Source organism: Amycolatopsis sp. NPDC021455 (assembly GCF_040640995.1).
GTDB lineage: Bacteria > Actinomycetota > Actinomycetes > Mycobacteriales > Pseudonocardiaceae > Amycolatopsis.
The window spans coordinates 55,128-80,695 of the sequence record NZ_JBFACT010000023.1 but is presented as its reverse complement, the minus strand read 5'-3'; the positions used below and the strand labels follow the sequence as shown (position 1 = coordinate 80,695).

General features: G+C 70.3%; 20 protein-coding genes. 17 read left to right on the top strand and 3 right to left on the bottom strand.

The genetic code is table 11. The features are described from left to right. Nucleotides 1-55: 55 nt before the first annotated feature. On the bottom strand, nt 56-799 hold the full coding sequence (locus tag AB0G28_RS24955) for an FCD domain-containing protein (protein ID WP_361093402.1): 744 nt from the start codon (nt 797-799) through the stop codon (nt 56-58). 326 nt (nt 800-1,125) lie between these two features. On the opposite strand from AB0G28_RS24955, the gene AB0G28_RS24950 reads away from it, so the two are divergent. The 13 genes from AB0G28_RS24950 (at nt 1,126) to AB0G28_RS24890 (ending at nt 19,824) form a co-directional block, all read left to right on the top strand. Continuing rightward, nucleotides 1,126-2,451, top strand: coding sequence for an ABC transporter substrate-binding protein (locus tag AB0G28_RS24950; RefSeq protein ID WP_361093399.1), 1,326 nt, complete (start codon nt 1,126-1,128; stop codon nt 2,449-2,451). Continuing rightward, complete coding sequence (locus AB0G28_RS24945; protein WP_361093396.1) at nt 2,448-3,362, top strand: sugar ABC transporter permease; 915 nt, start codon at nt 2,448-2,450, stop codon at nt 3,360-3,362. The genes AB0G28_RS24950 and AB0G28_RS24945 overlap by 4 nt, the downstream gene beginning before the upstream one ends. Further along, entirely contained in the window at nt 3,352-4,278 is a 927-nt protein-coding gene (locus tag AB0G28_RS24940) for a carbohydrate ABC transporter permease (protein ID WP_361093393.1), read from the top strand. Before AB0G28_RS24945 ends, AB0G28_RS24940 begins: the two co-directional genes overlap by 11 nt. Before the next feature lie 31 nt (nt 4,279-4,309). Then, nucleotides 4,310-6,223, top strand: coding sequence for a hypothetical protein (locus AB0G28_RS24935; protein WP_361093390.1), 1,914 nt, complete (start codon nt 4,310-4,312; stop codon nt 6,221-6,223). Between the two features lie 23 nt (nt 6,224-6,246). Next, on the top strand, nt 6,247-8,604 hold the full coding sequence (locus AB0G28_RS24930) for an RICIN domain-containing protein (RefSeq protein WP_361093387.1): 2,358 nt from the start codon (nt 6,247-6,249) through the stop codon (nt 8,602-8,604). Between the two features lie 29 nt (nt 8,605-8,633). Continuing rightward, nucleotides 8,634-10,094, top strand: a complete 1,461-nt coding sequence (locus AB0G28_RS24925; RefSeq protein ID WP_361093384.1) for an arabinofuranosidase catalytic domain-containing protein — start codon at nt 8,634-8,636, stop codon at nt 10,092-10,094. An 11-nt stretch (nt 10,095-10,105) separates the two neighbouring features. Continuing rightward, a complete protein-coding gene (locus AB0G28_RS24920) occupies nt 10,106-12,079 on the top strand; it encodes an alpha-L-fucosidase (protein WP_361093381.1) in 1,974 nt (657 codons plus the stop codon). Nucleotides 12,080-12,147: 68 nt separating this feature from the next. Next, a complete protein-coding gene (locus AB0G28_RS24915) occupies nt 12,148-13,233 on the top strand; it encodes a ricin-type beta-trefoil lectin domain protein (protein WP_361093378.1) in 1,086 nt (361 codons plus the stop codon). Between the two features lie 153 nt (nt 13,234-13,386). Continuing rightward, a complete protein-coding gene (locus AB0G28_RS24910; RefSeq protein ID WP_361093375.1) occupies nt 13,387-14,136 on the top strand; it encodes a glycoside hydrolase in 750 nt (249 codons plus the stop codon). A gap of 76 nt (nt 14,137-14,212) precedes the next feature. Next, a complete protein-coding gene (locus AB0G28_RS24905; protein WP_361093372.1) occupies nt 14,213-15,838 on the top strand; it encodes a ricin-type beta-trefoil lectin domain protein in 1,626 nt (541 codons plus the stop codon). Between the two features lie 155 nt (nt 15,839-15,993). After that, nucleotides 15,994-17,004 carry a cellulose binding domain-containing protein gene (locus tag AB0G28_RS24900; protein WP_361093369.1) on the top strand — a complete coding sequence of 337 codons (1,011 nt, stop codon included), beginning with the start codon at nt 15,994-15,996 and terminating at the stop codon, nt 17,002-17,004. 34 nt (nt 17,005-17,038) lie between these two features. Then, on the top strand, nt 17,039-18,430 hold the full coding sequence (locus tag AB0G28_RS24895) for an endo-1,4-beta-xylanase (protein ID WP_361093366.1): 1,392 nt from the start codon (nt 17,039-17,041) through the stop codon (nt 18,428-18,430). A 32-nt stretch (nt 18,431-18,462) separates the two neighbouring features. Then, a complete protein-coding gene (locus AB0G28_RS24890) occupies nt 18,463-19,824 on the top strand; it encodes a glycoside hydrolase family 43 protein (RefSeq protein WP_361093363.1) in 1,362 nt (453 codons plus the stop codon). Nucleotides 19,825-19,837: 13 nt separating this feature from the next. Here the strand turns inward: AB0G28_RS24890 and AB0G28_RS24885 are convergent, their stop codons facing one another. Beyond that, entirely contained in the window at nt 19,838-20,650 is an 813-nt protein-coding gene (locus tag AB0G28_RS24885) for an alpha/beta hydrolase (protein ID WP_361093360.1), read from the bottom strand. A gap of 67 nt (nt 20,651-20,717) precedes the next feature. Between AB0G28_RS24885 and AB0G28_RS24880 the strand changes: the two genes are divergently transcribed. The 4 genes from AB0G28_RS24880 to AB0G28_RS24865 are packed head-to-tail and all read left to right on the top strand — an operon-like array spanning nt 20,718 to nt 24,467. After that, complete coding sequence (locus AB0G28_RS24880) at nt 20,718-21,320, top strand: TetR/AcrR family transcriptional regulator (RefSeq protein ID WP_361093357.1); 603 nt, start codon at nt 20,718-20,720, stop codon at nt 21,318-21,320. 31 nt (nt 21,321-21,351) lie between these two features. Then, nucleotides 21,352-21,960: a TetR/AcrR family transcriptional regulator gene (locus tag AB0G28_RS24875; protein ID WP_361093354.1), complete on the top strand. Its 609-nt coding sequence runs from the start codon at nt 21,352-21,354 to the stop codon at nt 21,958-21,960. After that, on the top strand, nt 21,957-22,823 hold the full coding sequence (locus AB0G28_RS24870; RefSeq protein ID WP_361093351.1) for a crotonase/enoyl-CoA hydratase family protein: 867 nt from the start codon (nt 21,957-21,959) through the stop codon (nt 22,821-22,823). The genes AB0G28_RS24875 and AB0G28_RS24870 overlap by 4 nt, the downstream gene beginning before the upstream one ends. A 6-nt stretch (nt 22,824-22,829) precedes the next feature. Continuing rightward, nucleotides 22,830-24,467 carry an AMP-binding protein gene (locus tag AB0G28_RS24865; protein ID WP_361093348.1) on the top strand — a complete coding sequence of 546 codons (1,638 nt, stop codon included), beginning with the start codon at nt 22,830-22,832 and terminating at the stop codon, nt 24,465-24,467. 9 nt (nt 24,468-24,476) lie between these two features. Here AB0G28_RS24865 and AB0G28_RS24860 read toward each other — a convergent pair whose 3' ends face one another. Continuing rightward, nucleotides 24,477-25,550 (bottom strand): substrate-binding domain-containing protein, encoded by a 1,074-nt coding sequence (locus tag AB0G28_RS24860; protein WP_361093345.1) that lies wholly within the window; start codon nt 25,548-25,550, stop codon nt 24,477-24,479. Between the last annotated feature and the right edge of the window lie 18 nt (nt 25,551-25,568).

Here is a 25,568-nt window from a genome sequence, read left to right as displayed (position 1 = left end):
TGTCGTCCACAGTGGACTCGCACCCCGGATCACCGGAGGGGGATTCGGGGTGCGGCTAACGGCCGAAGAGGCGGCGCTGGATCTCCCGGCGGTAGTCCTCCAGGGTGTTGTCCAGGTGGACGCCGGCGGCGTGGGCCGCCGCGTCCGGGTCGCCGTCGCGGATCGCCCGGTAGATCGCGTTGTGCTCGTCGATGGCCTCGGCGGCGTGCCCGCCGATCGCGCCGGACATCCCGATGATGTTCGACTGGCGTTGGAGGCGGCGGGCCTCGCCCACGGCCGCGACGAGGAACTGGTTGTGCGACGCGGCGGCGATCCCGGCGTGGAAGTCGTCGTCGCCCCGGTCGAACAGGCCGGTCTCACCGGTCAGGTGGCCGTGCCGGCAGGTTTCGGCGGCGGCCTCGATCGCGCGCAGCTCGGCGGGAGTGGCGTTGGCCGCCGCCAGCCTGCTGGCCGCGGTCTCCTGGATCCGGCGGAACTCGAAGAGCATGTAGACGTGGTCGAGATCGGCGGGGAGGAAGAAGCTCCCCCAGCGGGAACCGCCGAGCATGCCCTCGTCGTCGGAGACATACAGCCCACGTCCTTTGTGCGCTCGCACCCGGCCGATCGCCGAGAGGATCTTGACGGCCTCCCGCACCACGGTCCGGCTGGTTCCCATCCGCGCCGCCAGCTCGTTCTCGGTCGGCATCCGGTCGCCGGGCCGCAGATCCAGCTCGGCGATGAGCCGGAGGATCTGCTCGGCCACCACCTCGTAGCCGGGGCGGTACGGGACAGGCGGTGCTACTTCCTTGTTCTGGGTCACGTTATGAGTATGACTTAGCGGCCCGGCGAGCACCTTACCTCGCCGGTGCGCCATCTCGTCAATCTTTGTCGGGCCGCCCTGAAAATTACATCGCCCGCGATGGCGCGGACGCTGGGACGGAGCAATAGGCATGCCCATGGCTTGACGCCGGGCAGCCTCGCTGTTCTCATGGATCACCGAGCCACGCAAGGAAAACCCGCCGCCGGCTTCGAAACTTTCGACCACCGGCCCGGGCGTACCGCGTCGAATAAATGTCGAAATGAGTCCGACACATCCTGCACCGGTCCGCCTTCCCCGGCGGGTGCCACGACGAAGTGGAGCAGCTCATGAGGGGCAGGAATCTCGCGGCCGTCCTCGCCGGGGCGCTCGCCTTCGCGCTCGCGACGGGATGCACGAGCGGCGGCGCCACGGCACCGGCTCAGAACGGTTTCACGCCGGCCCCGCAGGACGGCGGAACCCTGACGGTGTGGGTGGATTCGACCCGGATGGCCGCCGCGCAGCTTTACCAGAAGCAGCATCCCGAGGCGAAACTCGACATCGTCAGCTACGACGGGGACGCGAACGGATCGAACTACCTGCAGACCAAGGTCGGCCTGTTCAACCGGACCGGAAGTGGCTGGCCGGACGTGGTGTTCAGCTCCCAGAACAACGAAGTGTCGTGGGCCAGGCAAGCGGGGTTCACGGCCCCGCTGAACAAGGGCCTGGTGCCGCAGTCCCTTTTGGACGGATGGGCGCCCGGCGCCAACGACCCGTGCACCGTGGAGGGCACGGTGTACTGCCTGCGCAACGACCTCTCCCAGACCGTGCTGTGGTACGACGCGACGCTGCTGAAGCAGTGGGGCTACCGGGTTCCGGCCACCTGGCCGGAATACCAGGCGCTGGGCCGGAGAGTGGCCACCGAGCATCCCGGCTACCTGGTCGGTGCGGCGGGTGACACGTTCACCCCGGAGATCTACCTGTGGGCGAGCAAGTGCGGCGCCAACCAGGTCACCGGGCCGAAGGCCGTCACGGTGGACGCCACCGGCCCGGACTGCACCCGGATGGCGCGGCTGCTCGACTCCCTTGTCCAGGCCGGCAGCATGTCCACCAGCAGCGTGTTCAGCTCCGACTTCGGCAAGAACTCCGCCGACAAGATCTTGATGATGCCCGGCCCGTCCTGGTACGGCGGTGCGTTGTTCCAGGGCACGTTCAAGACTCCGAAGGGCCGGATCGCCGTCGCCCCGATGCCGCAGTGGCCCGGCGACCCGGAGCCTTCGGTGGGCAACGTCGGCGGCGGGACGTGGCTGGTCTCCGCGCACAGCCACCACCTCAAGGCCGCCACGGACTTCCTCACCTGGGTGACCACGTCCGACGACTACCAGGGCAAGACCGCCCCCGGCTACCCGGCGTACCAGCCCGCCGCGAAGACGTGGCTGGCGAACCAGGCGTCGTCCGGCTACTACGCGGGGGACATCGCCGGGCCGCTGCAGGCCGCGGCCGGCCAGGTCTGGCCCGGCTGGGGTTACGGCCAGTTCAGCCAGGAAGCCATCTGGGCGGCCACGGTCACCCCGGGCCTGACGGCGGGCAAGACCATCGAGTCGCTGCTCCCGGCCTGGCAGAGCGCGATCGAGAACTACGCCCGGTCCATCGGCTACGAGGTCAAGCAGCGATGAGCGCGCCGGCGCCCGGACGGCAGTGGTCCGGGCAGCAGGGGTCCGGGCGGCAGCGGTCCGGCCGGGCGGGCTACGGCTTCGTCGCCGCCTACCTGGTGCTGCTGGTCGCGTTCGGGGTCGTCCCGACCGGCTACGCGATCTCCTTCGCGGTCACCGACTCCGGCGGCGGCTTCACCGGGTTCGCGAACTTCGTGACCGCGGCGCGGGACTTCCGGTTCGCCGCCGCGGCCGGGCACGTCGCGCTGTACCTGGTGTGCTGGCTGGCCGCGCTGGTGGTGTTCGTGGTCGGCCTGGCGCTGCTGCTGCACCGCCTCGGCGCGCGCACCACCGGCCGGGCCCTGCGGTTCCTGTACTACATCCCGGGTGCGCTCGCCGGTGCCGCGAGCGTGCTGGTGTGGCTGTTCATGCTGGACCCGGCGGTCAGCCCGGCCGGATTCCTGGTGCGCGGCCTGGGTTTCGACACGTTCGGCCAGGTCGTCGCGCTCGAGCACCTGCCCGTGCTGTTCACGCTGATCGCGTTCTGGACCGGTGCCGGCGGCTGGATCGTGGTGCTGTACGGGGCGTTGAACACCATCTCCCCCGACGTCCTCGAAGCGGCCCGGATCGACGGCGCCGGCGCCTGGCAGACGGCCTGGCGGATCCAGATCCCCTTGCTGCGCAAGTGGATCGTCTACATGGTGATCCTCGCCTTCGCCGGCGGCACCCAGCTGTTCGTCGAGCCGCAGCTGCTGTCCCAGGCCAGCGTCGGCGTGGCCGGCCGCGACTACTCGCTCAACCAGCTGTCCTACGACTTCGCCTTCCAGAACGACGACGTCGGCACCGCGGCCGCGATCTCGGTCGAGCTGCTGGTGGTCGGCCTGGTCGTCGCGGCCGTGTTCGTGACCCGGTCGAGGTTCTTCGATGCCGACTGACCTCAAGCCCGCACCCGCGCGGGTGCCCGTCCCGGTGCGGACCCCCGCCCACCGGAGACGCCGGCTGCCGAACCCCGTGCCCGGCGTCGTGCTGGCGTTGTTCGCGCTGTTCTTCGTGCTGCCGGTGCTGTGGCTGGTGCTGGCCGCGACGAAGACCGACGACCAGCTCGTGCACGGCCACCCGCTGTCCTTCGGCTCCTGGGCGGACCTGCGGGCCAACTGGAACGCGCTGACCGCCTACCAGGGCAACGCGATCTTCGAGTGGCTGGGCAACTCCGCGCTCTATTCTTCTTTCGCCCTCGTGATCACGCTGTGCGTGGCGGTCCCGGCCGGGTACGCGCTGGCCAAGACCGAGTTCCGCGGCCGCCGCGCGCTGCTCGTGACGACCCTGGTCGTCATGCTCATGCCGAACGCCACCCTCGTGGTGCCGCTGTTCCTCGAGCTCAACACCGCGCACCTGATCGGCACGATGTGGTCGATCGTCCTGCCCTACGCGTTCTACCCCTTCGGCGTGTACCTGGCCTACATCTACTTCACCACCGCGCTGCCGGGCGAACTGCTCGACGCCGCCCGGCTCGACGGCTGCTCGGAGTTCGGCGCGTTCCGCCGCGTCGCCCTGCCGCTGGCCACGCCGGTGGTCGCGCTGGTCGGGTTCTTCAGCTTCGTGGCCAACTGGACCAACTACTTCCTGCCGTACGTGATGCTGCCCGAAAGCGACCAGTTCCCGGTCCAGGTCGGCCTCGGCACCCTGCTCAACGATGTCCCACAGTTCAACCCGACCGCCGCCGGGCTGGCCGTCCAGCGTCCGGTGCTGGCACTGGCCACCCTGCTGGCGATCACGCCCGTGCTCGTCGTGTTCCTTTTCTCCCAACGGTTTCTCGTCGCCGGCATGCTCGCCGGCGCCACCAAGCACTGATCCGCCCCAGCGAACGGGAGGGACGCCCGGGATGGACCCCGTGATCACGGCCTCGGTGCCGTTGCTCGAACCGCCCGGCTGGGCCGTGGCCCAGCGCGGCCTGTTCGACCTGCTCGACCGGGCCTGGCGCGCGTTCGAGCGCGACTTCACCGGACCCGACGGACGGCTGGCCTACGGCGGCCGGCTCTCCACCCGCGACGGGGTGGACGACTTCTACGAAACTTTCTTCAACTGGCCGCAACTTTACCTCCTGGGCGGCGCCGACGACCTGCTTCCGGCCGCCGAACGGCACTGGGAAGGCGTCACCCGCCAGCTCACCGAGCTCGGGATGCTGGAGCGGGAGTACGAGCGCGGGTACGACTGGTTCCACCAGGGCGAGAGCCTGCTGCTGTTCTACTTCCTGTGCCTGGCCGCGCCCGGGCGCTGGACCGAGCGGGCGCGGCGGTTCGCGGACCTCTACGCCGACCCGGCCCACGGCAACTACGACCCGGCGCGCCGGATCATCCGGCGGCCGCACAACGGCAGCGACCGGCACCGGGAAGGCCTGTTCGACGGCCGGTCCTACCCCTGGCTCCCCGAAGAAGCCCGGATGTACGGCTTCCCGCTGGAGTGGGTCCTGCCGCCGGGGACCGCCGAGCCCCCGCGCGACGAGGACCCGCGGCTGGGCGAGCAGCTGCGCCGCCGGGTGGGCGTGGGCGACACCGCGGTCAACCTGGCCGCGACCGGGCTCGTGCTCAACGCGCTGATGCTGACCGGCGAACCGCGGTACCGCGACTGGATCGCCGAGTACGCCGGCGCCTGGTGCGCCCGCGCGAGCGCCAACGGCGGGATCGTCCCGGACAACGTCGCCCCGGACGGCACGGTCGGCGGGCTGCTGGAGGGCCGGTGGTACGGCGGCCACTACGGCTGGTCCTGGCCGCACGGCTGGTACAGCGTCGGGCAGGCCGCCACCGTCGCCGCCCTCGCCGGGGTCGCGGCCACCGGGGACGAGTCCTTCCTCGACCTGGTCCGCCCGGCCCTGGACGAGGTCATCGCCCAGGGCAAGGTGATGGCCTTCACCGAAGCCGACTCCAGCCTGCGGTCCCGCTGGGTCCCCCAGCTCGGCCCGGACGTCGGCACGCCGACGCTGCACGTGCCCTTCCGGTACTCCGACCGGGGCTGGTTCGACTACAACCCGATGCTGATGTCCGTGCCGGTCGCGCTGTGGCACCACTCCGCCGCGGCCGGCGACCGCAAGCGGATCGAGCGGCTGCGCGAGGCCGGCGGGTACGACTGGCGTACCGTGCGCGCGTTCCGGAACAAGGAGGAGGCCGGGCACGAAGAGCCCTGGTTCGCGTTCCTGGCCGGCGACGACCCCACCTACCCGGAACGCATCCTGGCGGCCGCGCAGGCCCAGGTCCGCCACCGCCTGGCCCGCATGGAACGCCACCGCGGCCAGGACGTCGCCGAGGCCGACATCCACCTGTGGCAGCAGGCCAACCCGGTGGTCACCGAGGCACTGGTGCAGCTGACCTGGGGCGGCCCGCAGGTGCTCTACAACGGCGGCCTGCAGCAGGCGCGCCTGCGCTACCACGACGCCGACGCCGGGCGGCCCGGGCTGCCGCCGTCGGTGGCGGCGCTGGTGTCCCGCATCGAGCCCGAGGCCACCGTCGTCGACCTGGTCAACCTCGACCCCGGGACCGGCCACACGGTGATCGTGCAGGCCGGGGCGTTCGGCCAGGACACCATCCGCACCGTGTGCCACACCGTCTGCGAGGACCCGTCCTGGGTCGGCGGGCTCTACGACTACGGGCATTCGGCGCCACGGGTGACGTCGGCGTCCACCCGCGCCGACGGGCCGTGGCTGACCGTCCGGCTCCCCCGCTCCACCACCGTCCGGCTCACCCTGGGCCTCGACCTGCGCACCCGGCCGCCGTCCTACCGCTCCCCCTTCGACACCCCGTAACCCGTCCCCGAGAGGTCCCCGCCATGCCGTCGCGCACCGCCGCCGCGCTCGCCGCCGCACTAGTACTGACCGTGCTGGCCACGCCGTCCGCCGAAGCCGCCACCGTCACCATCGCCGTCGCGCCGAACGGCAGTGACAGCAACCCCGGCACGCCCGACCAGCCGGTCGCCACCCCGGCCAAGGCCCAGCAGCTGGCCAGGGCCCAGTCGGGCGCCAACGACGTCGTCGTGCAGCTCGCCGGGGGCACCTACCGGCTGTCGGCGCCGCTGGCGTTCACCAGCGCCGACTCCGGGCAGAACGGCCACACCGTCACCTGGCAGGCCGCGGCCGGCCAGACGCCGATCCTCTCCGGTGGTTCGCAGGTCGGTGGCTGGTCGGTGCAGGACGCGGGCCAGAACATCTGGGTGGCGTCGGTGCCGCAGGGCGCCGACTCCCGGCAGCTGTTCGTCGACGGCGCGCTCGCCCCGCGCGCGTCGATCCCGATCTCCCGCAACGACGTGCAGTTCACCACGAGCGGCATGACCATCACGAACTCCGCGCTGAACTACCTCGCCACCCTGCCGCAGCAGAACCGGATCGAGGTGGAGAGCCAGAACTCGTTCACCGACCGGTACTCCCCCGTCGACCACATCAGCGGCACCTCGATCGTCATGCAGCAACCCGCGTGGAACAACAACAACTGGGGTTACGACACGCTCGCCAAGCCGTTCGGCGGCGGCCAGCTGTTCCTGGAGAACTCCTACTCCTTCCTCAAGAACACCGGCCAGTGGTACCTGGACCCGCAGGCCGGAAAGCTGTACTACAAGGCACCCTCGGGGTGGGTGCCCGGCAGCCACGACGTCGAGCTGCCGCGGCTGACGTCGCTGGTGCAGATCAGCGGCAGCTACGACAACCCGGTGCGCAACCTCGCCTTCAAGGGCCTGCACTTCGAGCACACGACGTGGCTCACGCCGAGCACGTCGGTCGGGTACGCGAACCAGCAGACCGGCACGTTCCTCCCGGCCGCGGCCCCGATGCCGGGTGACTTCCTGACCTCCTGCCAGTCGGGCTGCAGGCAGTTCGAGGGCGCGCGCAACGGCTGGGCGCAGGCACCCGCGGCCGTCCAGGTCTCGGCCGCCACGGGAATCACCTTCAGCGGCAACACCTTCACCCACCTCGGGCAGGTCGCGCTGGGCATCGGCAACGACGCGAACGCCCACGGCTCCGGCATCGGCCTCGGGGCGTCGTCGATCACCGTGGACCACAACACCTTCACCGAGGTCTCCGGCGGCGGCGTCATCGTCGGCGGCGTGCGCCCCGACGCCCACCACCCGTCGAACCCGGCCATGACGAACAAGGACGTCACCATCTCGAACAACACGGTGAGCCGGGTCGCCCTGGACTACCGGGAGATGGCCGGCATCCTGTCGACCTACGCGACGCACACCGTCATCACGCACAACGAAGTCTCGAACCTGACCTACGACGGCATCGACGTCGGCTGGGGCTGGGGCGCCAACGACCAGGGCGGCAGCCAGGACTACCGCAACCGCGGCCTGTACGACTACCAGCCCGTCTACAGCACGCCGACGACGCTGCGGGACACCGTCGTCAGCTACAACCGGGTGCACGGCACGAAGAAGCTCATGCACGACGGCGGCAGCATCTACAACCTCTCCGCCAACCCGGGCAGCTCGATCGACCACAACTACATCTACGACAACAACCGCACGGTCGGGCTGTACCTGGACGAAGGCTCCCGGTACGTGACGCTGTCGGCCAACGTGATCCAGGACTCCGGGGTCTGGGCCTTCACCAACGCCAACGGGTCCAACAACACCAACGACAGCACCTTCAGCGGCAACTGGTACAACGGCGGCGCGACCCAGGTGGCCACCGGGGCGCCGCACAACAACGTCCTGACCGGGAACGTCCAGGTCAGCGGCACGAACTGGCCGTCGGGCGCCCAGCAGGTCATCGCCGCGGCCGGTCCGGGCGGCGGCACCACCCCGGTCGCGACGCCGGTGCACGCGGTGGGCGCGAACAAGTGCCTGGACGTCAGCGGCGTCAGCACGACCCCCGGCGCCGCGGTCCAGATCTGGGACTGCAACGGCGGGACCAACCAGTCCTGGACCCGGACCAGTGCCGGTGAGCTGACCGTCTACAACGGAACGCGGTGCCTCGACGCCAGCGGCCAGGGCACCAGCCCCGGCACCAAGATCGTCATCTGGAACTGCAACGGCCAGGCCAACCAGCAGTGGCAGGTCAACGGCAACGGCACCATCACCGGTGTCCAATCCGGACTGTGCCTCGACGTGACCGGCTCCGCCACCACCAACGGCACCCCGGTCCAGCTCGCCACCTGCACCGCCGCGGCCAACCAGAAGTGGACCCTCGGCTGACCGCGTGCCCTTTTGAGAGAGGTTTCGTCATGATTTCATCGTTGAGAAGAAGACTGCTGACCGCGGCCGCGGCCCTCGCCCTGACCACCGGAGCCGTCGCCGCCTCCGTTCCCGCGGCCCAGGCCGCCACGCAGCAGGCGTGCGACCTCTACGCCGCCGGCGGCACGCCCTGCGTCACGGCGCACAGCACCACCCGCGCCCTGTTCGGGGCGTACAACGGCCCGCTGTACCAGATCCAGCGGGCCTCCGACCAGAAGTACCTCGACATCGGCCTGCTGGAAGCGGGCGGCTACGCGGACTCGGCCCCGCAGGTCTCGTTCTGCGCCGGCACCAAGTGCACGGTCACGAAGATCTACGACCAGACCGCCAACCACAACGACCTGCCGATCTCGTGGGGCGGCTTCTGGAAGGGACCGGGCCCGAACGGGTCCGACATCGGCGCGGACGCGATGGCGCTGCCGGTGACCGCCGGCGGGCACCCGGTGTACGGGATCAAGGTCACCCAGGGCGTCGGCTACCGGATCGACAACGCCAGGAACGTGCCGGTCGGGGCGCAGCCGGAGGGGATCTACATGATCACCTCGTCGAACTACGTCAACCAGTGGTGCTGCTTCGACTACGGCAGCGGCGAGATCTCCCACAACGACACCGGCAACGCCACCATGAACGCCATCTACTGGGGCACCGCCTGCTGGTTCAACGGCTGCACCGGCACCGGCCCGTGGGTCGAGGCCGACCTCGAGAACGGCATGTACCACACCGGAACCGGATCCAACAAGGACCCGAACAACCCCGGCGTGCACCACCCGTTCGTCAGCGCGTGGGAGAAGAACAACGGCACCAGCAACTTCACCCTGAAGTACGGCGACGCCACCACCGGCGGCCTCACCACCCCGTACTCAGGCGGGCTGCCGCGCGGCTACTCGCCCATGAAGCTGGAGCCGTCGATCCTGCTGGGCACGGGCGGCGACAACAGCAACTCCGGCGTCGGCGAGTTCTTCGAGGGCGCGGTGACCAGCGGCTTCCCGACGGACGCCACGGAGAACGCGGTGCAGGCCAGCGTCGTCGCCGCGGGCTACAGCACCGGAGGCGGCCAGACCAACACCGGCGCGGTGCACGCGGTGGGCGCGAACAAGTGCCTGGACGTCAGCGGCGTCAGCACCAACCCCGGCACGAGCGTGCAGATCTGGGACTGCAACGGCGGCACCAACCAGACCTGGACCCGCACGGGCGCCGGCGAGCTGACCGTCTACAACGGCACGCGCTGCCTCGACGCCAGCGGCCGGGGCACCACCCCCGGCACCAAGGTCATCATCTGGAACTGCAACGGGCAGAACAACCAGCAGTGGACGTTCAACGCCAACGGCACGGTCACCGGTGTCCAATCCGGACTGTGCCTCGACGTCACCGGGTCCGGGACCGCGAACGGCACCCTGACGCAGCTGGCCACGTGCACCGGCGCGAACAACCAGAAGTGGTCCCTGAACTGAAAGGCTCCCGCATGTCTTCGTTCGAGCTGTCCCGGCGCAAGCTGATCGCGGTGGCCGGGGTCGCCGCGGCCGCCGGGGTGTTCCGCGTCCGCACCGTGTGGGCGACCGAAGGACCGAGCAGCTACACGCCGTCCTGGTCGTCGGTCGACCAGCACCCGCCGGCGCCGGAGTGGTTCCAGGACGCCAAGTTCGGCATCTACTACCACTGGGGCGTGTTCAGCGTCCCCGCGTTCGGCAACGAGTGGTACCCGCGCAACATGTACATCGGCGGGTCCAACGAGAACAACCACCACAAGGCCGTGTTCGGCGACCCGTCGGCGTGGCCGTACCAGAACTTCATCAACGGCGCCCGCGACAAGGCGGGCAACTGGGTGCAGTTCGCGCCGAAGCTCAAGTCGGCGGGCGGCAGCTTCGACCCGAACGAGTGGGCGCAACTGTTCGCCGACGCCGGCGCGAAGTTCGCCGGGCCGGTCGCCGAGCACCACGACGGCTACTCGATGTGGAACAGCTCCGCCAACGAATGGAACTCGGTCAAGACCGGCCCGAAGCTGGACCTGCTGCGGCTGCACGCGGACGCGATCCGCGCCAAGGGGCTCAAGCTGGTGACCGCGCTGCACCACGCGTACCACTTCAACGGCTACTACGACCACGTGCCGAACCAGCCGACCGAGTCGCTGCGGCGGCTGTTCGGCCAGAACGGCCACGCGGCGGAAAACCAGCTGTGGTACGACAAGCTCCGCGAAGTCGTCGACGGCTACCAGCCCGACCTGGTCTACCAGGACTTCGACCTGAACCTGGTCGACGAGTCGCAGCGGCTGAACTTCCTCGCGCACTTCTACAACCAGGCGGTCGCGTGGAACAAGGACGTCGTCGCCAGCTACAAGGACGGCTTCAACAACCGCGGCGAGGTCTTCGACTTCGAACGCGGCGGCCCGGGCGACATCCTGAACCCGTACTGGCTGACCGACGACAGCATCTCCAGCTCCAGCTGGTGCTACACCGTGGGCATCGGCTACTACTCGGTCAAGGCCATGCTGCACTCGCTGATCGACCGGATCAGCAAGAACGGCAACATGCTGCTGAACATCGCCCCGATGGCCGACGGCACGATCCCCGCCGGGCAGCGCACGATCCTGCTCGGCATCGGGGACCACCTGAAGCGGTTCGGCGAGTCGCTCTACAGCACCCGCGCCTGGGCGGTGTACGGCGAGGGGCCGACGAAGATGGGCGGCGGCTCCTTCACCACCCCGGTGGAGGGGACCAGCACCGACATCCGGTTCACCCGCAGCAAGGACAACACCGTGCTGTACGCGACCGTGCTGGGCTGGCCGGGAAGCACCCTCAACATCACCACCCTCGGCTCGAACCGGATCAACCTGGCCAACCTGGCCTCGGTCCAGCTGCTCGGCCCGGACGCCGGCGCCGCCACGACCCTGACCGGCCGCACCCAGGACGGCTCGGGCCTGCACCTCACCATGCCGTCGTCGAACCCGCCGTTCAGCGCACTCGCGTACGTGGTGAAGCTGACGTTCTCCGGGCAGATCCCCACCCCCGGCACCGGCCCGCTGCCGACCGGCTGGGCCCGGATCGCCAACGTCACCACCGGGCTGGTGCTCGACAGCGGCGGCAACGTCGCGGCCGGCTCCCCGCTCAAGCAGTGGAACTGGGACGGCAGCACCAACCTGCAGTGGCAGCTCGCCGACGCGGGCGGCGGCTACTACCGGCTCATCAACCGCACCAACGGGATGGTCGCCGACAGCGGGGGCAACAGCGCCAACGGCGCCACCTGCGTCCAGGCGTCGTGGAACGGCGGCAACAACCAGCAGTGGCGGCTGAACAGCCTGGGCAACGGCCGCTACCAGATCGTCAATCGGGGCACCGGCACGGCGCTGGACGGCATGGGCAATGCCACCTCCGGCTCGAGCGTGGGCCTGTGGACGCCCAACTCCAGCACCAACAACCAGTGGACCATCACCGGCGCGTGACCTGCCGCGGGGCCGGGGCACTCTCATGTGAAAGTGCCCCGGCCCCGCGGTCCGACGAAAGGAGAAGCATGCGGATGAAACTCGGGTGGCTCGCCGCGTCGGCGGCCCTGCTCGCCGGGGTCCTGCTGCCGGGCACCGCCACCGCCGAATCCAACGGCGGGGTGCGAGTCATGCCGCTGGGCGACTCCATCACCGACGGCGTTCCGGCGGGCGGCGGCTACCGCGTCGGGCTCTGGCAGCGGGTCACGGCCGGCGGGTACCAGGTGGACTTCGTCGGCTCGCAGTCCAACGGACCCGCCACCCTCGGCGACCACGACCACGAGGGCCACCCGGGCTGGCGCATCGACCAGATCGACGCGAACATCGTGTCCTGGCTGCGCACCACCACCCCGCACACGGTCCTGCTGCACATCGGCACCAACGACGTCCTGCAGAACCACGACGTCGCGGGTGCCCCCGCCCGCCTGTCCGCCCTGGTCGACCACATCACCGCGACGGTGCCCGACGCCGAGGTCTTCGTCGCGACGATCATCCCGATCGCCAACAGCGGCCAGGAGGCCGCCGGGCGTACCTTCAACGCCACGATCCCCGGAATGGTGCAGAGCAAGCAGAACGCCGGCAAGCACGTGCACCTGGTGGACATGCACGCCGCGCTGACGACCGCCGACCTGGTCGACGGTGTCCACCCCACCCCCGGCGGCTACGACAAGATGGCCGCGACCTGGTTCACCGCGCTGAAAGCGGTCCCGGGCAGCATCGGCACCCCCGGCCAGTCCACCGCGCGGCAGATCGTCGGCGCGCAGTCGGGCCGGTGCGCCGACGTCCCGGGTTCCGCCAACGGCACCGCGGTGCAGCTGCAGGACTGCGCCGGGGCGACCTGGACGCCCACCGGCAAACAGCTGACGGCCTTCGGGTCGAAGTGCCTGGACGCGTCCGGGCAGGGCACGGCCGACGGCACCCCGGTGATCATCTGGGACTGCGGCGGCCAGGCCAACCAGCAGTGGAACGTCAACGCCGACGGCACGATCACCGGCGTGCAGTCCGGCCGCTGTCTCGACGCGACCGGGCAGGGCACGACCAGCGGGACCAAGCTGATCCTGTGGACCTGCAACGGGCAGGCGAACCAGAAGTGGGCCCTGCGCGCGGCGGCGTGACCCGCCCGGCCGGGAGCGCTCCCAGCGTTGGGCCGGAAATTGAAAATTGATCACCGCCAGGCTCTTTGCTCCGGCCTTTCACTGTGGTTTCATCGGAACCACTCAGGTTGAGAGCGCTCCCAGAACGACACCACAACGAGGTGGAGGCAGCACATGAAACTGAGGCACGCTTTGTCCGCGGTGATGCTCGCCGCGGCCGGGCTGGCGGCACCGGTCGCCGTCGCGCCGGCCGCGCACGCGGACACGCTGATCTGCGACCAGTACGGCTCGACCACCATCGGCGGCCGGTACGTCGTCATGAACAACCGCTGGGGCAGCAGCGCCACCCAGTGCATCAACGTCACCGGCAGCGGGTTCCGGATCCAGACCCAGCAGGGCTCGACCAGCGGCGGGGCGCCGCTGTCCTACCCGGCGATCTACATCGGGTGTCACTACAACAACTGCTCCCCCGGCACGAACCTGCCGCGGCAGCTCAGCCGGATCGGCAGCGCGCCGTCGTCGATCTCCTACAACTACGTCGGCGGCTCGGTGTTCGACGCCTCCTACGACATCTGGATGGACCCGACCCCCAAGACCAACGGGGTCAACCAGATGGAACTGATGATCTGGCTCAACCACACCGGCAACGTCCAGCCGGTCGGCGGCAAGGTCGGCACCGTCAACCTCGGTGGCCGCAACTGGGACGTGTGGCAGGGCAACAACGGCGGCAACGACGTCCTGTCCTACGTGGCCCAGTCCCCGACGGCGAACTACTCGTTCAACGTCATGGACTTCGTGAACAACGTCGACGCCCGCACGCGCGTCGACCGCTCCTGGTACCTGACCAGCATCCAGGCCGGGTTCGAGCCGTGGAGCGGTGGCGTCGGCCTCGCCGTCAACTCCTTCTCCGCCAGCGTGAACTAGGCCCCGCACCGGCCGGGCGTCGCGGCGCCCGGCCGGTCGCCGTCCGATGTGGACCCACTGCCCGGAAAGGGGCACGATGCCCGCTCGAACCCGCCACCGGATCCTGCCCGTGCTCGCCGCGGCGGCCGCGGCGCTCTCGTTGTCCGTCGTCTCGCCCGCGGCCGTCGCAGCTCCCGGCAGCCCGGCGCTCACGCCTCCCCTGGGGTGGAACAGCTGGAACAGCTTCGGCTGCAACGTCAGCGAGTCCACCGTCCACCAGGCGGCCGACGCGATGGTCTCCTCCGGCATGCGCGACGCGGGCTACCAGTACGTCGTGGTCGACGACTGCTGGTTCGACCCGCAACGCGACGCCCAGGGCAACCTGCGGGGCAGCCCGTCGAAGTTCCCGAGCGGGATGAAGGCCCTGGGCGACTACATCCACGCCCGCGGCCTGAAGTTCGGCATCTACCAGGTCCCCACCGACCGCACGTGCGCCCAGCGCGGTGGCACCTACCCCGGTTCCACCGGCAGCCAGGGCCACGAGACCCAGGACGCCCGCACGTTCGCCTCCTGGGGCGTGGACTACCTCAAGTACGACTGGTGCTCCCCCGCCGGCACCCGCGACGAGCAGGTCACCCGGTTCGGCCTCATGCGGGACGCGCTGCGCGCCACGGGCCGGCCGATCGTCTACAGCATCAACCCCAACAGCTACCACGCCATCACCGGCGACAAGTACGACTGGGGCCAGGTCGCCGACCTCTGGCGCACCACCGAGGACCTGCTGGACATCTGGCAGAACGGCAACACCAACAGCTACCCGATGGGCGTGGGCAACGTCCTCGACGTCACCGCCCCGCTGGCCGCGCAGGCCGGACCGGGGCACTGGAACGACCCGGACATGCTCGTCGTCGGCCGGCCCGGCCTGTCCCTCACCGAATCCCGCACCCACTTCACGCTCTGGGCGCTGCTGGCCGCGCCCCTGATGGCGGGCAACGACATCCGCACGATGTCCGCCGACATCAGCGCGATCCTCCGCAACCCGCGCCTGCTGGCCGTCGACCAGGACCGGCTCGGCGCGGGCGGACGCCGGGTCCGCGACGACGGCGACGTCGAGATCTTCGCCAAGCCCCTGTCCGACGGGTCGGTCGCGGTCGGGCTGCTCAACCGCGGCGGCGGCACCGCGACCATCAGCACCACCGCGGCCCAGGTGGGCCTCTCCGGCAGCTCGTTCACCCTCACCGACCTGTGGACCGGCGGGACCAGCACCACGAGCGGCGCGATCGCCGCGAGCGTGCCGGCGCACGGCATCGCCGCCTACCGGGTGTCCGGCGGTACTCCGCTGGCCGCCACGACGTCGCGGCTGCGGGACACGGGTTCGGGCCGGTGCCTCGACGTCGACAACGGCTCCACCGCTTCCGGGGCGGGCACGCTGATCTGGGACTGCCAGACCGCCGCCAACCAGCTGTGGACCAGCTGGGGCAACAGCGAAATCCGCGTCTTCGGCGACAAGTGCCTCGACGGCGGCGCCAGTGGCGCCCAGGTCCTCAGCCGGTCGTGCACCGGCCAGGACAACCAGAAGTGGACGCTCGGCCAGGACGGCTCGATCCGCAACACCCGCTCCGGGCTCTGCCTCGACGTCGAACGCGCCGCCACCGCCAACGGGTCGCACGTCATCCTCTGGACCTGCAACGGGCAGCCGAACCAGAAGTGGGCTCGCGCGTGAACCGATGATTTTCCGGCGCCGAAAGTTTCGAAAGACGGGAGAAATGTAACTTACCCGGGATTCCGCCGTCGGCGTTGCTATCCGGATACGCTGTTCAACCGAGCGGAATACGGCGTGAAATGGAATACCCGCCCCGCAGGACGAAGGATTCCCCGATGAAACTCGCGAAGATGATCGCCGGTGTACTGGCGGCCTGCGCCGCCGCGCTGAGTGTCATGCCCGGGGCCGCGGAGGGCGCCGCCGCCGCGGTGCCGATCATGCCGCTGGGGGATTCGATCACCCAGGGCGGGTCGATCGGGAGCTACCGCCTCGACCTCGGCGCGAAACTGCGGGCCGACGGGCACGCGATCGACTTCGTCGGCTCGCTGGCCGACGGGCCGGCGAGCATGCCCGACCGCGACCACGAAGGCCACCCGGGCTGGACCATCGCCCAGATCGACGCGAACATCTCCGGCTGGCTGACCCGGTTCCACCCGCACACGATCCTGCTGCACATCGGCACCAACGACATGTACGGCAGCGACCCGGCCGGCGCGCCGCGGCGGCTGTCGGCGCTGGTCGACAAGATCACGAACCAGGTCCCGGACACCGAACTGTTCGTGGCCACCATCATCCCGATCAGCTTCGCCGACCAGACCGTGCGCACCTTCAACGCGGCGATCGCGCCCGACATGCGGGCCAAGGCCGCGGCCGGTAAGCGCGTGCACCTGGTCGACATGTACCCGTCCGTCGCCATCGCGGACCTGCCCGACGGCATCCACCCGAACGCGGCCGGCTACAGCAAGATGGCCACCACCTGGTACGACGCGCTCAAGGCGGTGCCGGGCAGCATCGGCGGCGACCCCCAGCCACCGGCCGGTGACGGCGCCTGCACCGCGACGCCGCGGGTCGTGGGCACCCCCTGGAACGGCGGATACCAGGGTGAGGTGACCGTCGCCAACAGCGGCACCACCGCCCTCGCCGGCTGGACCGTGCGGTTCACCCTGCCCAGCGGCCAGACCATCGGCCAGATCTGGGGCGGAACGGCGACCGGCACCGGCACGGTGACCGTGAAGAACGTCGCCTACAACGGCGCGCTCGGCGCGGGCGCGTCCACGACCTTCGGCTTCCTCGTGTCCGGTCCCGGCGCGGCGAGCCTCGGCGCGGCCACGTGCACCAGCCCGTGACCGCGCACCCCGTCCCCCGAATGAAGGTGTGAAGATGACAATGACAAAGCGGTCACTGTCCCGGGCCGCACTCGCTTCGGCGTTCCTCGCGACCTCGATCGGCGTTTCCCTGGTGCTCGCCACATCCGCCGACGGCGCTGCCTCGACACTAGGCGCGGCGGCGGCCCAGACGGGCCGGTACTTCGGCACCGCCGTCGCGGCCGGCAAGCTCGGCGACTCCACCTACGTGAACATCCTGAACCGGGAGTTCAGCATGGTCACGCCGGAGAACGAGATGAAGTGGGACGCCACCGAGCCCAACCGCGGCCAGTTCAACTACAGCGGCGGCGACCGGATCCTCAACCAGGCCGTGAGCAACGGCAAGCGGGTGCGCGGGCACGCGCTGCTGTGGTACCAGCAGGAACCCGGCTGGGCACAGCGTATGGAAGGCTCCGACCTGCGCCAGGCCATGATGAACCACGTCACCCAGGTCGCCACCCACTACAAGGGCAAGATCTACGCCTGGGACGTCGTGAACGAAGCGTTCGCCGACGGCGGCAGCGGCGGGCGCCGCGACTCCAACCTGCAGCGCACCGGCAACGACTGGATCGAAGCCGCCTTCCGCGCCGCGCGGGCCGCCGACCCGGGCGCGAAGCTCTGCTACAACGACTACAACACCGACGGCGTCAACGCCAAGAGCACCGGCATCTACAACATGGTCAAGGACTTCAAGTCCCGCGGCGTCCCGATCGACTGCGTCGGCTTCCAGTCCCACCTCTCCGGCAACCCGCCCGGTGACTACCAGGCCAACCTCCAGCGGTTCGCCGACCTCGGCGTCGAGGTCCAGATCACCGAGCTCGACATCTCCGGCTCCAACCAGGCCAATGCCTACGGCGCCGTGACCCGTGCCTGCCTGGCCGTCGCCCGCTGCGCCGGCATCACCACCTGGGGCATCCGCGACACCGACTCCTGGCGCTCCGGCGAGAACCCGCTTCTGTTCGACGGCAACGGGAACAAGAAGGCCGCGTACAACACCGTCCTCGACGCGCTGAACGCCGCCACGCCGACCACCCCCACCACGCCGACGACCCCGACCACGCCCACGACCCCGACGACGCCGACCACCCCGACGACCACCACGACCACGCCGCCGCCGGGTGACTGCACCGCCTCGGTCACGCTGAACCAGTGGAACGGCGGCTTCGTGGCCAACCTGAAGGTCACCGCCGGCAGCGCCGGCCTCACCGGCTGGAAGGTGACGACGACCCTGCCCGGCGGCGCGGCCGTGACCAACGGCTGGAGCGCCACCAACAGCGGCACCACCGGCAGCGTCACCTGGTCGAACGTCTCCTACAACGGCACCGTCGCGGCCGGGCAGTCGACCGAGTTCGGCTTCCAGGGCACCGGCAACGCCGAGGGAACCACCGCCAGCTGCTCGGCGAGCTGATCCTCGCTCCCTACCACGAAACGGAGACAACCATGCGACGCCGAGGGCGCCTGCCCGCCTTGCTGACCGGTGTGCTGTGCGCCCTCGGCGCCCTGACCGGCACCGCCCACGCCGACAACCCCATCGTCCAGCACATCTACACCGCCGACCCGGCCCCGCTGGTCCACAATGGACGTGTCTACCTCTACACCGGGCACGACGAGGACGGCTCGACCTACTTCACCATGAAGGACTGGCGGGTCTGGTCGTCCGCGGACATGGTGAACTGGACCGACCACGGCTCGCCGATGAGCCTGTCGACGTTCAGCTGGGCCAAACAGGACGCCTGGGCCGGCCAGGCCGTCGAGCGCAACGGCAAGTTCTACTGGTACGCCCCGATGGTGAACCGCTCGAGCGGCCGCATGGCCATCGGGGTGGGGGTCTCCGACAGCCCCACCGGGCCGTTCCGCGACGCGCTCGGCCATCCGCTGGTGGAGAACGGCGAGTTCGATCCGACGGTCTTCATCGACGACAACGGCCAGGCGTACCTGTACTGGGGCAACCCCAACCTGTGGTACGTCCGGCTCAACGCCGACATGATCTCCTACTCCGGCGGCCCCACCCAGATCCCGCTCACCACCGCCGGGTTCGGCACGCGTCCCAACGGCGGCAACCGGCCGACGCTGTTCGAGGAAGGGCCCTGGGTCTACAAGCGCAACGGCCTGTACTACAACGTGTTCGCGGCCAAGTGCTGTTCGGAGTTCATCGCCTACTCCACCTCGCCCGGCCCCACCGGACCGTGGACCTACCGCGGCACGGTGATGCCCACCCAGGGCAGCAGCTTCACCAACCACCCCGGAATCGTGGACTTCAAGGGAAGTTCATACTTCTTCTACCACAATGGCGCACTGCCGGGCGGGGGCGGATACACCCGCTCGGTGGCGGTGGAGAAGTTCGCCTACAACGCCGACGGCAGCATTCCGACGATCACCATGACGACCGCCGGACCGCCGCCGGCCGACACGCTCGACCCGTTCGTCCGGCAGGAAGCGGAGACGATCAACGGGGAAACGGGGATCGAGACCGAACCGGCTTCCGAAGGCGGCATGAACATCGGGTGGATCGAGAACGGCGACAACGTCAAGGTCCGCAACGTCGCCTTCGGCGCCGGGGCGAAGTCGTTCACCGCCCGCGTCGCCTCCGCCGGCTCCGGCGGGACGATCGAGGTGCGGCTGGGCAGCGCCACCGGCACGGTGGTGGGCCGCTGCACCGTCCCGGGCACCGGCGGCTGGCAGACGTGGACCTCGGTGTCCTGCCCGGTCAGCGGAGTGACCGGCACGCAGGACCTGGTCCTGCGGTTCACCGGCGGCAGCGGCTACCTGTTCAACGTGAACTGGTGGCAGTTCTCCGCCTGACCGGCTCGGCTGGTCACCCGTCGAGGATCCGGCGGGTGACCAGCTCCGGTCGCTGCAGCGACAGGGCGTGGGTGGCGTGCCGCACGACCTCGACGTCCACGAGCGGGTTGAGCGGCCCGATCCGGGCCGCCACCTCCCGGGCGCGGTGGATGACGCTGCGCTCGCCGAGCACGATCCGCGTCGGGGCGGTGATCGCGCGCAGCTCGTCGTCGGTGAACAGGTACTGCGGCGGGTGGTGCGCGCGGTACCGGAGGCCGCCGAACAGCAGCGGCCGCAGCACGCGCCGGACGTCTTCCGGAGCGCGTGGACGCAGCCAGCGGAGCATCTCGCCGAAGCTCCAGAGGATGAAGCCGGATCCGATGTGCGCGAACCCGGCCGGTTCGATCGCGGTCACCCCGGCGACGCGGGCGGGTGCGCGGATGGCGAGGTTCAGCGCGAGCCAGCCGCCGCGTGAGACGCCGGCGAAGCGGACCTGGTCGTGGCCGAGGCCGTCGAGCACGTCGGTGAGCCACTGCGCGCAGTCGTCGTTGGTCAGTACGGGCGCGGTCTGCCGCGAGCGCCCGGGCTCACCGATCGTGTCGACGGCGTAGACGCGGTGCCGCCCGGCGAGTTCGGCGACGTGCGGGTACCAGGACAGCGACGTCCCCATGATGCCCGGCAGGAGCACGAGAGCCGGCCCGGATTCGCCGCTGGCGCGCACCCGGGTCGGGCCGAAGCGGGTCGGGACGTCGAGGTCCCGGACGGGCACCGGCCAGTGGCGGGCGGCTTCGTCGTAGGCGGCCAGATAGCGGGTTTCGGCCTGTTCACCGGTGAAAGCACCGATCATCGTTCCTCCCCAAAGGTTTTGATGGTGCACTTGCACTATAACACTGCGTGGCGGTTAGAGTGGCCGTGTGCCGAAACGCGTCGACCACCAGCAGCGCAGGCGGGAGATCGCCGAAGCCCTGTTCCGCATCGCGGCCGGCCGGGGCCTGCAAGGAGTCACGCTGCGTGCGGTGGCCGCGGAGGCGGGCATCTCGATGAACCTCGTCCAGTACTACTTCCCGGCCAAGGAGGACATGCTCCGCTTCGGCTGGCAGCGGATCGTGGAGCTGAGTGCCGAGCGCGCGGCGGGCGGCATCACCCGGGCACTGGAGAGCGGCGACGAGCGCGCGGTGGTCCGGGCGTACCTGACCGGAGTGCTGCCCTCGGACGAGCGCGGCCGGATGCTGTGCGCGGTGCAGATCGCGTACTTCGCGGTGGACGTGACCCGCGGGGAGCAGGACCAGGAACCGTTGCTGCCCCACCTGGTCCGCGCGGTGGCGGAGCAGATCCGGACGGCGCAAGCACTGCATCGGGCATCGCCGGACGTCGACGCCCAGCACGAGGCCGACGCGCTCGCGACGATGGCCGCCGGCCTCGTTTCGGGCGTCATGGTCGGGGCGTACACGCCCGAGCAGGCCGAGCGGCTCGTGGACTACCGGCTGGACCGGCTGTTCCCGTCCCGGCCACATTGACAGTCAGACCTGACTGTGAAAATGTGCCGCCATGCCAGGAGTGCGAGCCGCGCAGCGGGAAGCCACCCGGCAGCGCATCGTGCACGTCGCGGTGGAGCTGCTGATCGAGCGCGGGCCCGCCGCCACCACCACGGCCGAAGTACAGCGGGCCGGCGGGTTCAGCCGGGGTGCCCTGCTGCACCACTTCCCTGCTCGCGAAGCGTTGCTGGGCGCGACCATCCGCGAGCTGATGGAGCGCAACGAGGCAGCCGTGCGGGAAGCGGTCGCCGAGATGCCCACCGGGCTCGACCAGGTGACGCGGGCGGTGCGCGTGCTCGGCGCGTCCATGGTGCGCCCGGCCTTCGCCGCCGAGCTGGAGCTGTGGGCCGCCTCCCGCACCGATCACGCGTTGCGGGAAGTGCTGCGCCACGAGGAAAAGCGGGCCCGGCGCGACCTCTACCGGGTCGTCGACGAGGTGTTCGGACCGGAACTGGCGGCTCGTGGCCGGTACCCGATGGTCGCCTCGATGACCGTGCAGTTCCTGCGCGGGCTGGCCATCTCCGACGTCCTGCGCGGCGAGCGGGGCCGAACCGAACGGCTGCTGGACGACTGGGCGGCGGTCGCCCGGGACCTCCTGGAAGTGGACAGGAGCGCGACGTGAGTGACCTCATCGGCTATGAAGTACGGGACCGCAAGGCGTACCTCACCTTGAACCGGCCCGACCGCTTGAACGCCATCACCGCCGAGCTGGCCCGCCGGCTCAAGGACCTCGTCGAACAGGCCAACGAAGACCCGGAGGTCCGGGTGATCGTCCTGCAGGGCGCCGGACGGGCGTTCAGCGCGGGCTACGACCTCAAGCAGTACGCCGAGCAGGGCGACCTGACCCAACCCCCGGTCTGGGACCCGATCAAGGACTACCAGGGGATGAAGCGCAACACCGACGACTTCTTCAGCCTCTGGCGCTCGCTGAAACCGACCATCGCCAAGGTCCACGGATACGCGGTCGCCGGCGGCAGCGACATCGCCCTGTCCTGCGATCTGGTGGTGATGGCCGAGGACGCGCGGATCGGCTACATGCCGTCTCGCGTGTGGGGGTGCCCGACCACGGCGATGTGGGTCTACCGGCTCGGCGCCGAGCGGGCCAAGCGCATGCTGCTGACCGGCGACACGATCGACGGCGCCACCGCCGCCGCGTGGGGACTGGTGGTCGAGGCGGTGCCCGCCGCCGGCCTCGACCGGGCGGTGGAGGCGCTGGCCGACCGCATCGCCGGGGTGCCGGTCAACCAGCTGGTCATGCAGAAGCTGATGATCAACCAGGCGTACGACAACATGGGCCTGCACGGCACCCAGATCCTGGCGACCCTGTTCGACGGCATCACCCGCCACTCCCCCGAGGGCCGCTGGTTCCAGGAGTTCGCCGCTCAGCACGGTTTCCCGGCCGCCGTGCGCTGGCGGGACTCCGGCAGGCCGATCCCCGACGGCGGTGGCCCGATCCCCACCGCCGCCGAACTCGGCGAAGGGTGAACCGCGATGGAACCGTTGACGGAGTCGTACTGGCCGGCGGACACGAGCCGGCCCGTACTGGAGACGACCACCGGCGACCTGCTGCGCGAGGCCGCCGCCGACGCCGGGGACCAGCTCGCCCTGGTCGAGGTCGCGCCACCGGACGCACCGCCGTTGGCCGGCACCGACCGGACCGGCCGGCGGTGGACCTACCGCCAGCTGCTCGAGGACGCCGAGCAGTGCGCGCACTGGCTGCTGGGCCGCTTCTCCCCCGGCGAGCGGGTCACCGTCTGGGCGCCCAACATTCCCGAGTGGACAGTGCTGCAGTACGGCGCGGCACTGGCCGGCCTGGTCCTGGTGACCGCGAACCCGGCGCTGCGCGCGGCCGAGCTGCGGTACGTCCTGGAGCAGTCCCGCTCGGCGGGGCTGGTCCACACCGCAGCGTTCCGCGGCAGCGACATGACGGCCATCGCCCGGGAGGCGAGCGCGGGGCTGCCGGAGCTGCGCACCACCCTGTGTTTCGCCGACTGGCCGGAGACGGTGGGCGCCCATCGCGAAACCGGTGTCCTGCCCGACGTCCGGCCCGGTGACGCCGCCCAGATCCAGTACACCTCGGGCACCACGGGCTTTCCCAAGGGCGCGCTGCTGCACCACCGCGGCCTGGTCACCAACGCCCGGTTCATGATCGACCGGACGCAGCTGCCCCGCCGGGGCGCCCTGGCTTCGGCGATGCCGCTGTTCCACACCGCCGGTTGCGCGATGGGCGTCCTGGGCTGCGCGCACCAGCGCGCCACCCTCGTGCTGTGCCAGGTGTTCGACCCCGCCCTGCTGCTCACCGCCGCCGCGGAGCACCACGCGGACCTGCTGGCCGGCGTGCCCACCATGCTGATCGCGATGCTGAACCACCCCGGCTTCGCCGCGTTCGACCTCTCGAAGCTCTCGCGGGTGCTCTCCGGCGGCAGCCCGATCCCGCCCGCGCTGGTGCGCCAGGCCGAGGAGAAGTTCGGTGCCCGGTTCACCGCGGTGTACGGCCAGACCGAGCTGTCCCCGGTGGTCACCCAGACCAGCCCGGACGACACACCCGAGGACAAGGCCACCACGGCCGGCCGCCCACTGCCGCAGCTGGAGGTGGCGATCCGCGACCCGCTCGACGGCCGGATCGTGCCGGTGGGCCGGCCCGGCGAGGTCTGCGCGCGGGGTTACCAGAGCATGCTCGGCTACTTCGGCATGCCGGAACGCACGGCCGAAACCCTCGACGCGGACGGCTGGCTCCACACCGGGGACCTGGGCGTCCTGGACGACCGCGGCTACCTGACCGTCACGGGCCGGCTGAAGGACATGATCATCCGCGGCGGCGAGAACATCTACGCCACCGAAATCGAGCAGGTGCTGTTCACGCACGCGAGCATCCGGGACGTCACCGTGCTCGGCCTGCCGGATCCCGTCTGGGGCGAGATCGTCGCCGCCGTCCTGGTGCCCGCCGACCCCGGCCAGGTCCCGCCGGTCGGCGAGCTGCACGCCCTGTGCCGCGCGAACCTGGCCCCGCACAAGACACCGGCCCGCTGGTTCACCGCCGCCGAGCTGCCCTTGACGGGTTCGGGGAAGATCCAGAAGTTCCGGCTCCGGGAGCAGATCGGCCAGGCGGCCCTGCGCGAGCTGACCTGACCGGCGAGATCAGCCGCCCTCGTACAGTTCCGCGTTCAGGATCGTGCGCCGGGGCACGGCGTCGCCGCGGTGCATCTTGACGAGCAGGTCGACGGCGCCCACCGCCAGGCGGTGGGCGTCCTGGACGACGGTCGCCCGGAGCGGGCTGTCGCCGGTGTCGATCAGCGTTCTGGCTTCCAGCACCCCGTCGACGCTGATCACGACGGTGTCCCGGGTGGCCGCGGACGCGGTTGTCGCGAGGGCGTCGAGGGCGCCCAGCGCCATCTCGTCGTTGGTGCAGAAGATCGCGTCGAGGCGCCGGCCGGCTTCCCAGTGCCGGAGGTGGGCGCGGACCGCGCTGCACGCCCGTGAACGCACGAACTCGCACCGGTCATCGGTGGTGACGTCGACATCGGGCAACGCGGAGCGCAGCACCTTTTCACAGCGTTTCTGCCTGCTGTCGTGTTCCCGGCTGGCGATGATGAGCACCCCCGGGCGGTCCCGGCCGCGCAGCTGCCCGACCAGCCACTGTCCGGCCAGTTCCCCGAGTTCGCCCGTGTCGTACCCGATGAACGCGGTGTGGTCCGGGTATTCGGATTCGGTGGGAAAGGGTTCGAGATCGGAGAACACCACCGGCAGGCGCGAGGCACGGCAGAACGCCGCCAGGTCTTCGCGCAGCCGGGCCACCTCACCGGCGACGACGATGCCGCCGAGGTAGCAGTGCTTCTTGCTCGCGATGCGGCGCAGGTGATGTGCTTGCGCGCCGGCGTCGTAGTCCCGGTCCGGCACTTTGAGGACGAGGTCGATGTCTTCCCGATCGAGCGCGCGGTGCACCTGCTGCACCAGTGCCGCCACATAGTATTTCTGCTCGAACGCCGAGGTCATCAGGAAAGCCGCCTTCGGTCCTTTCCGCGTCTTCACCGCGAACGCGGCCCAGAAGGCGACGGCGACGACGGCGGAAACCAGCGCGGCCCAGCCGAGGGTGGCACCGGCCGAAATGCCGAGTTGCAGTCCTTTCGTGAGGACGGCCAGGACCACACCACTCAGGACGGACGTGGTCACCGCGAACAGCACCGGCGTCCGGTCCCGGCCCAGCCGAGCCATCCAGGCCTCCTCCGCGCA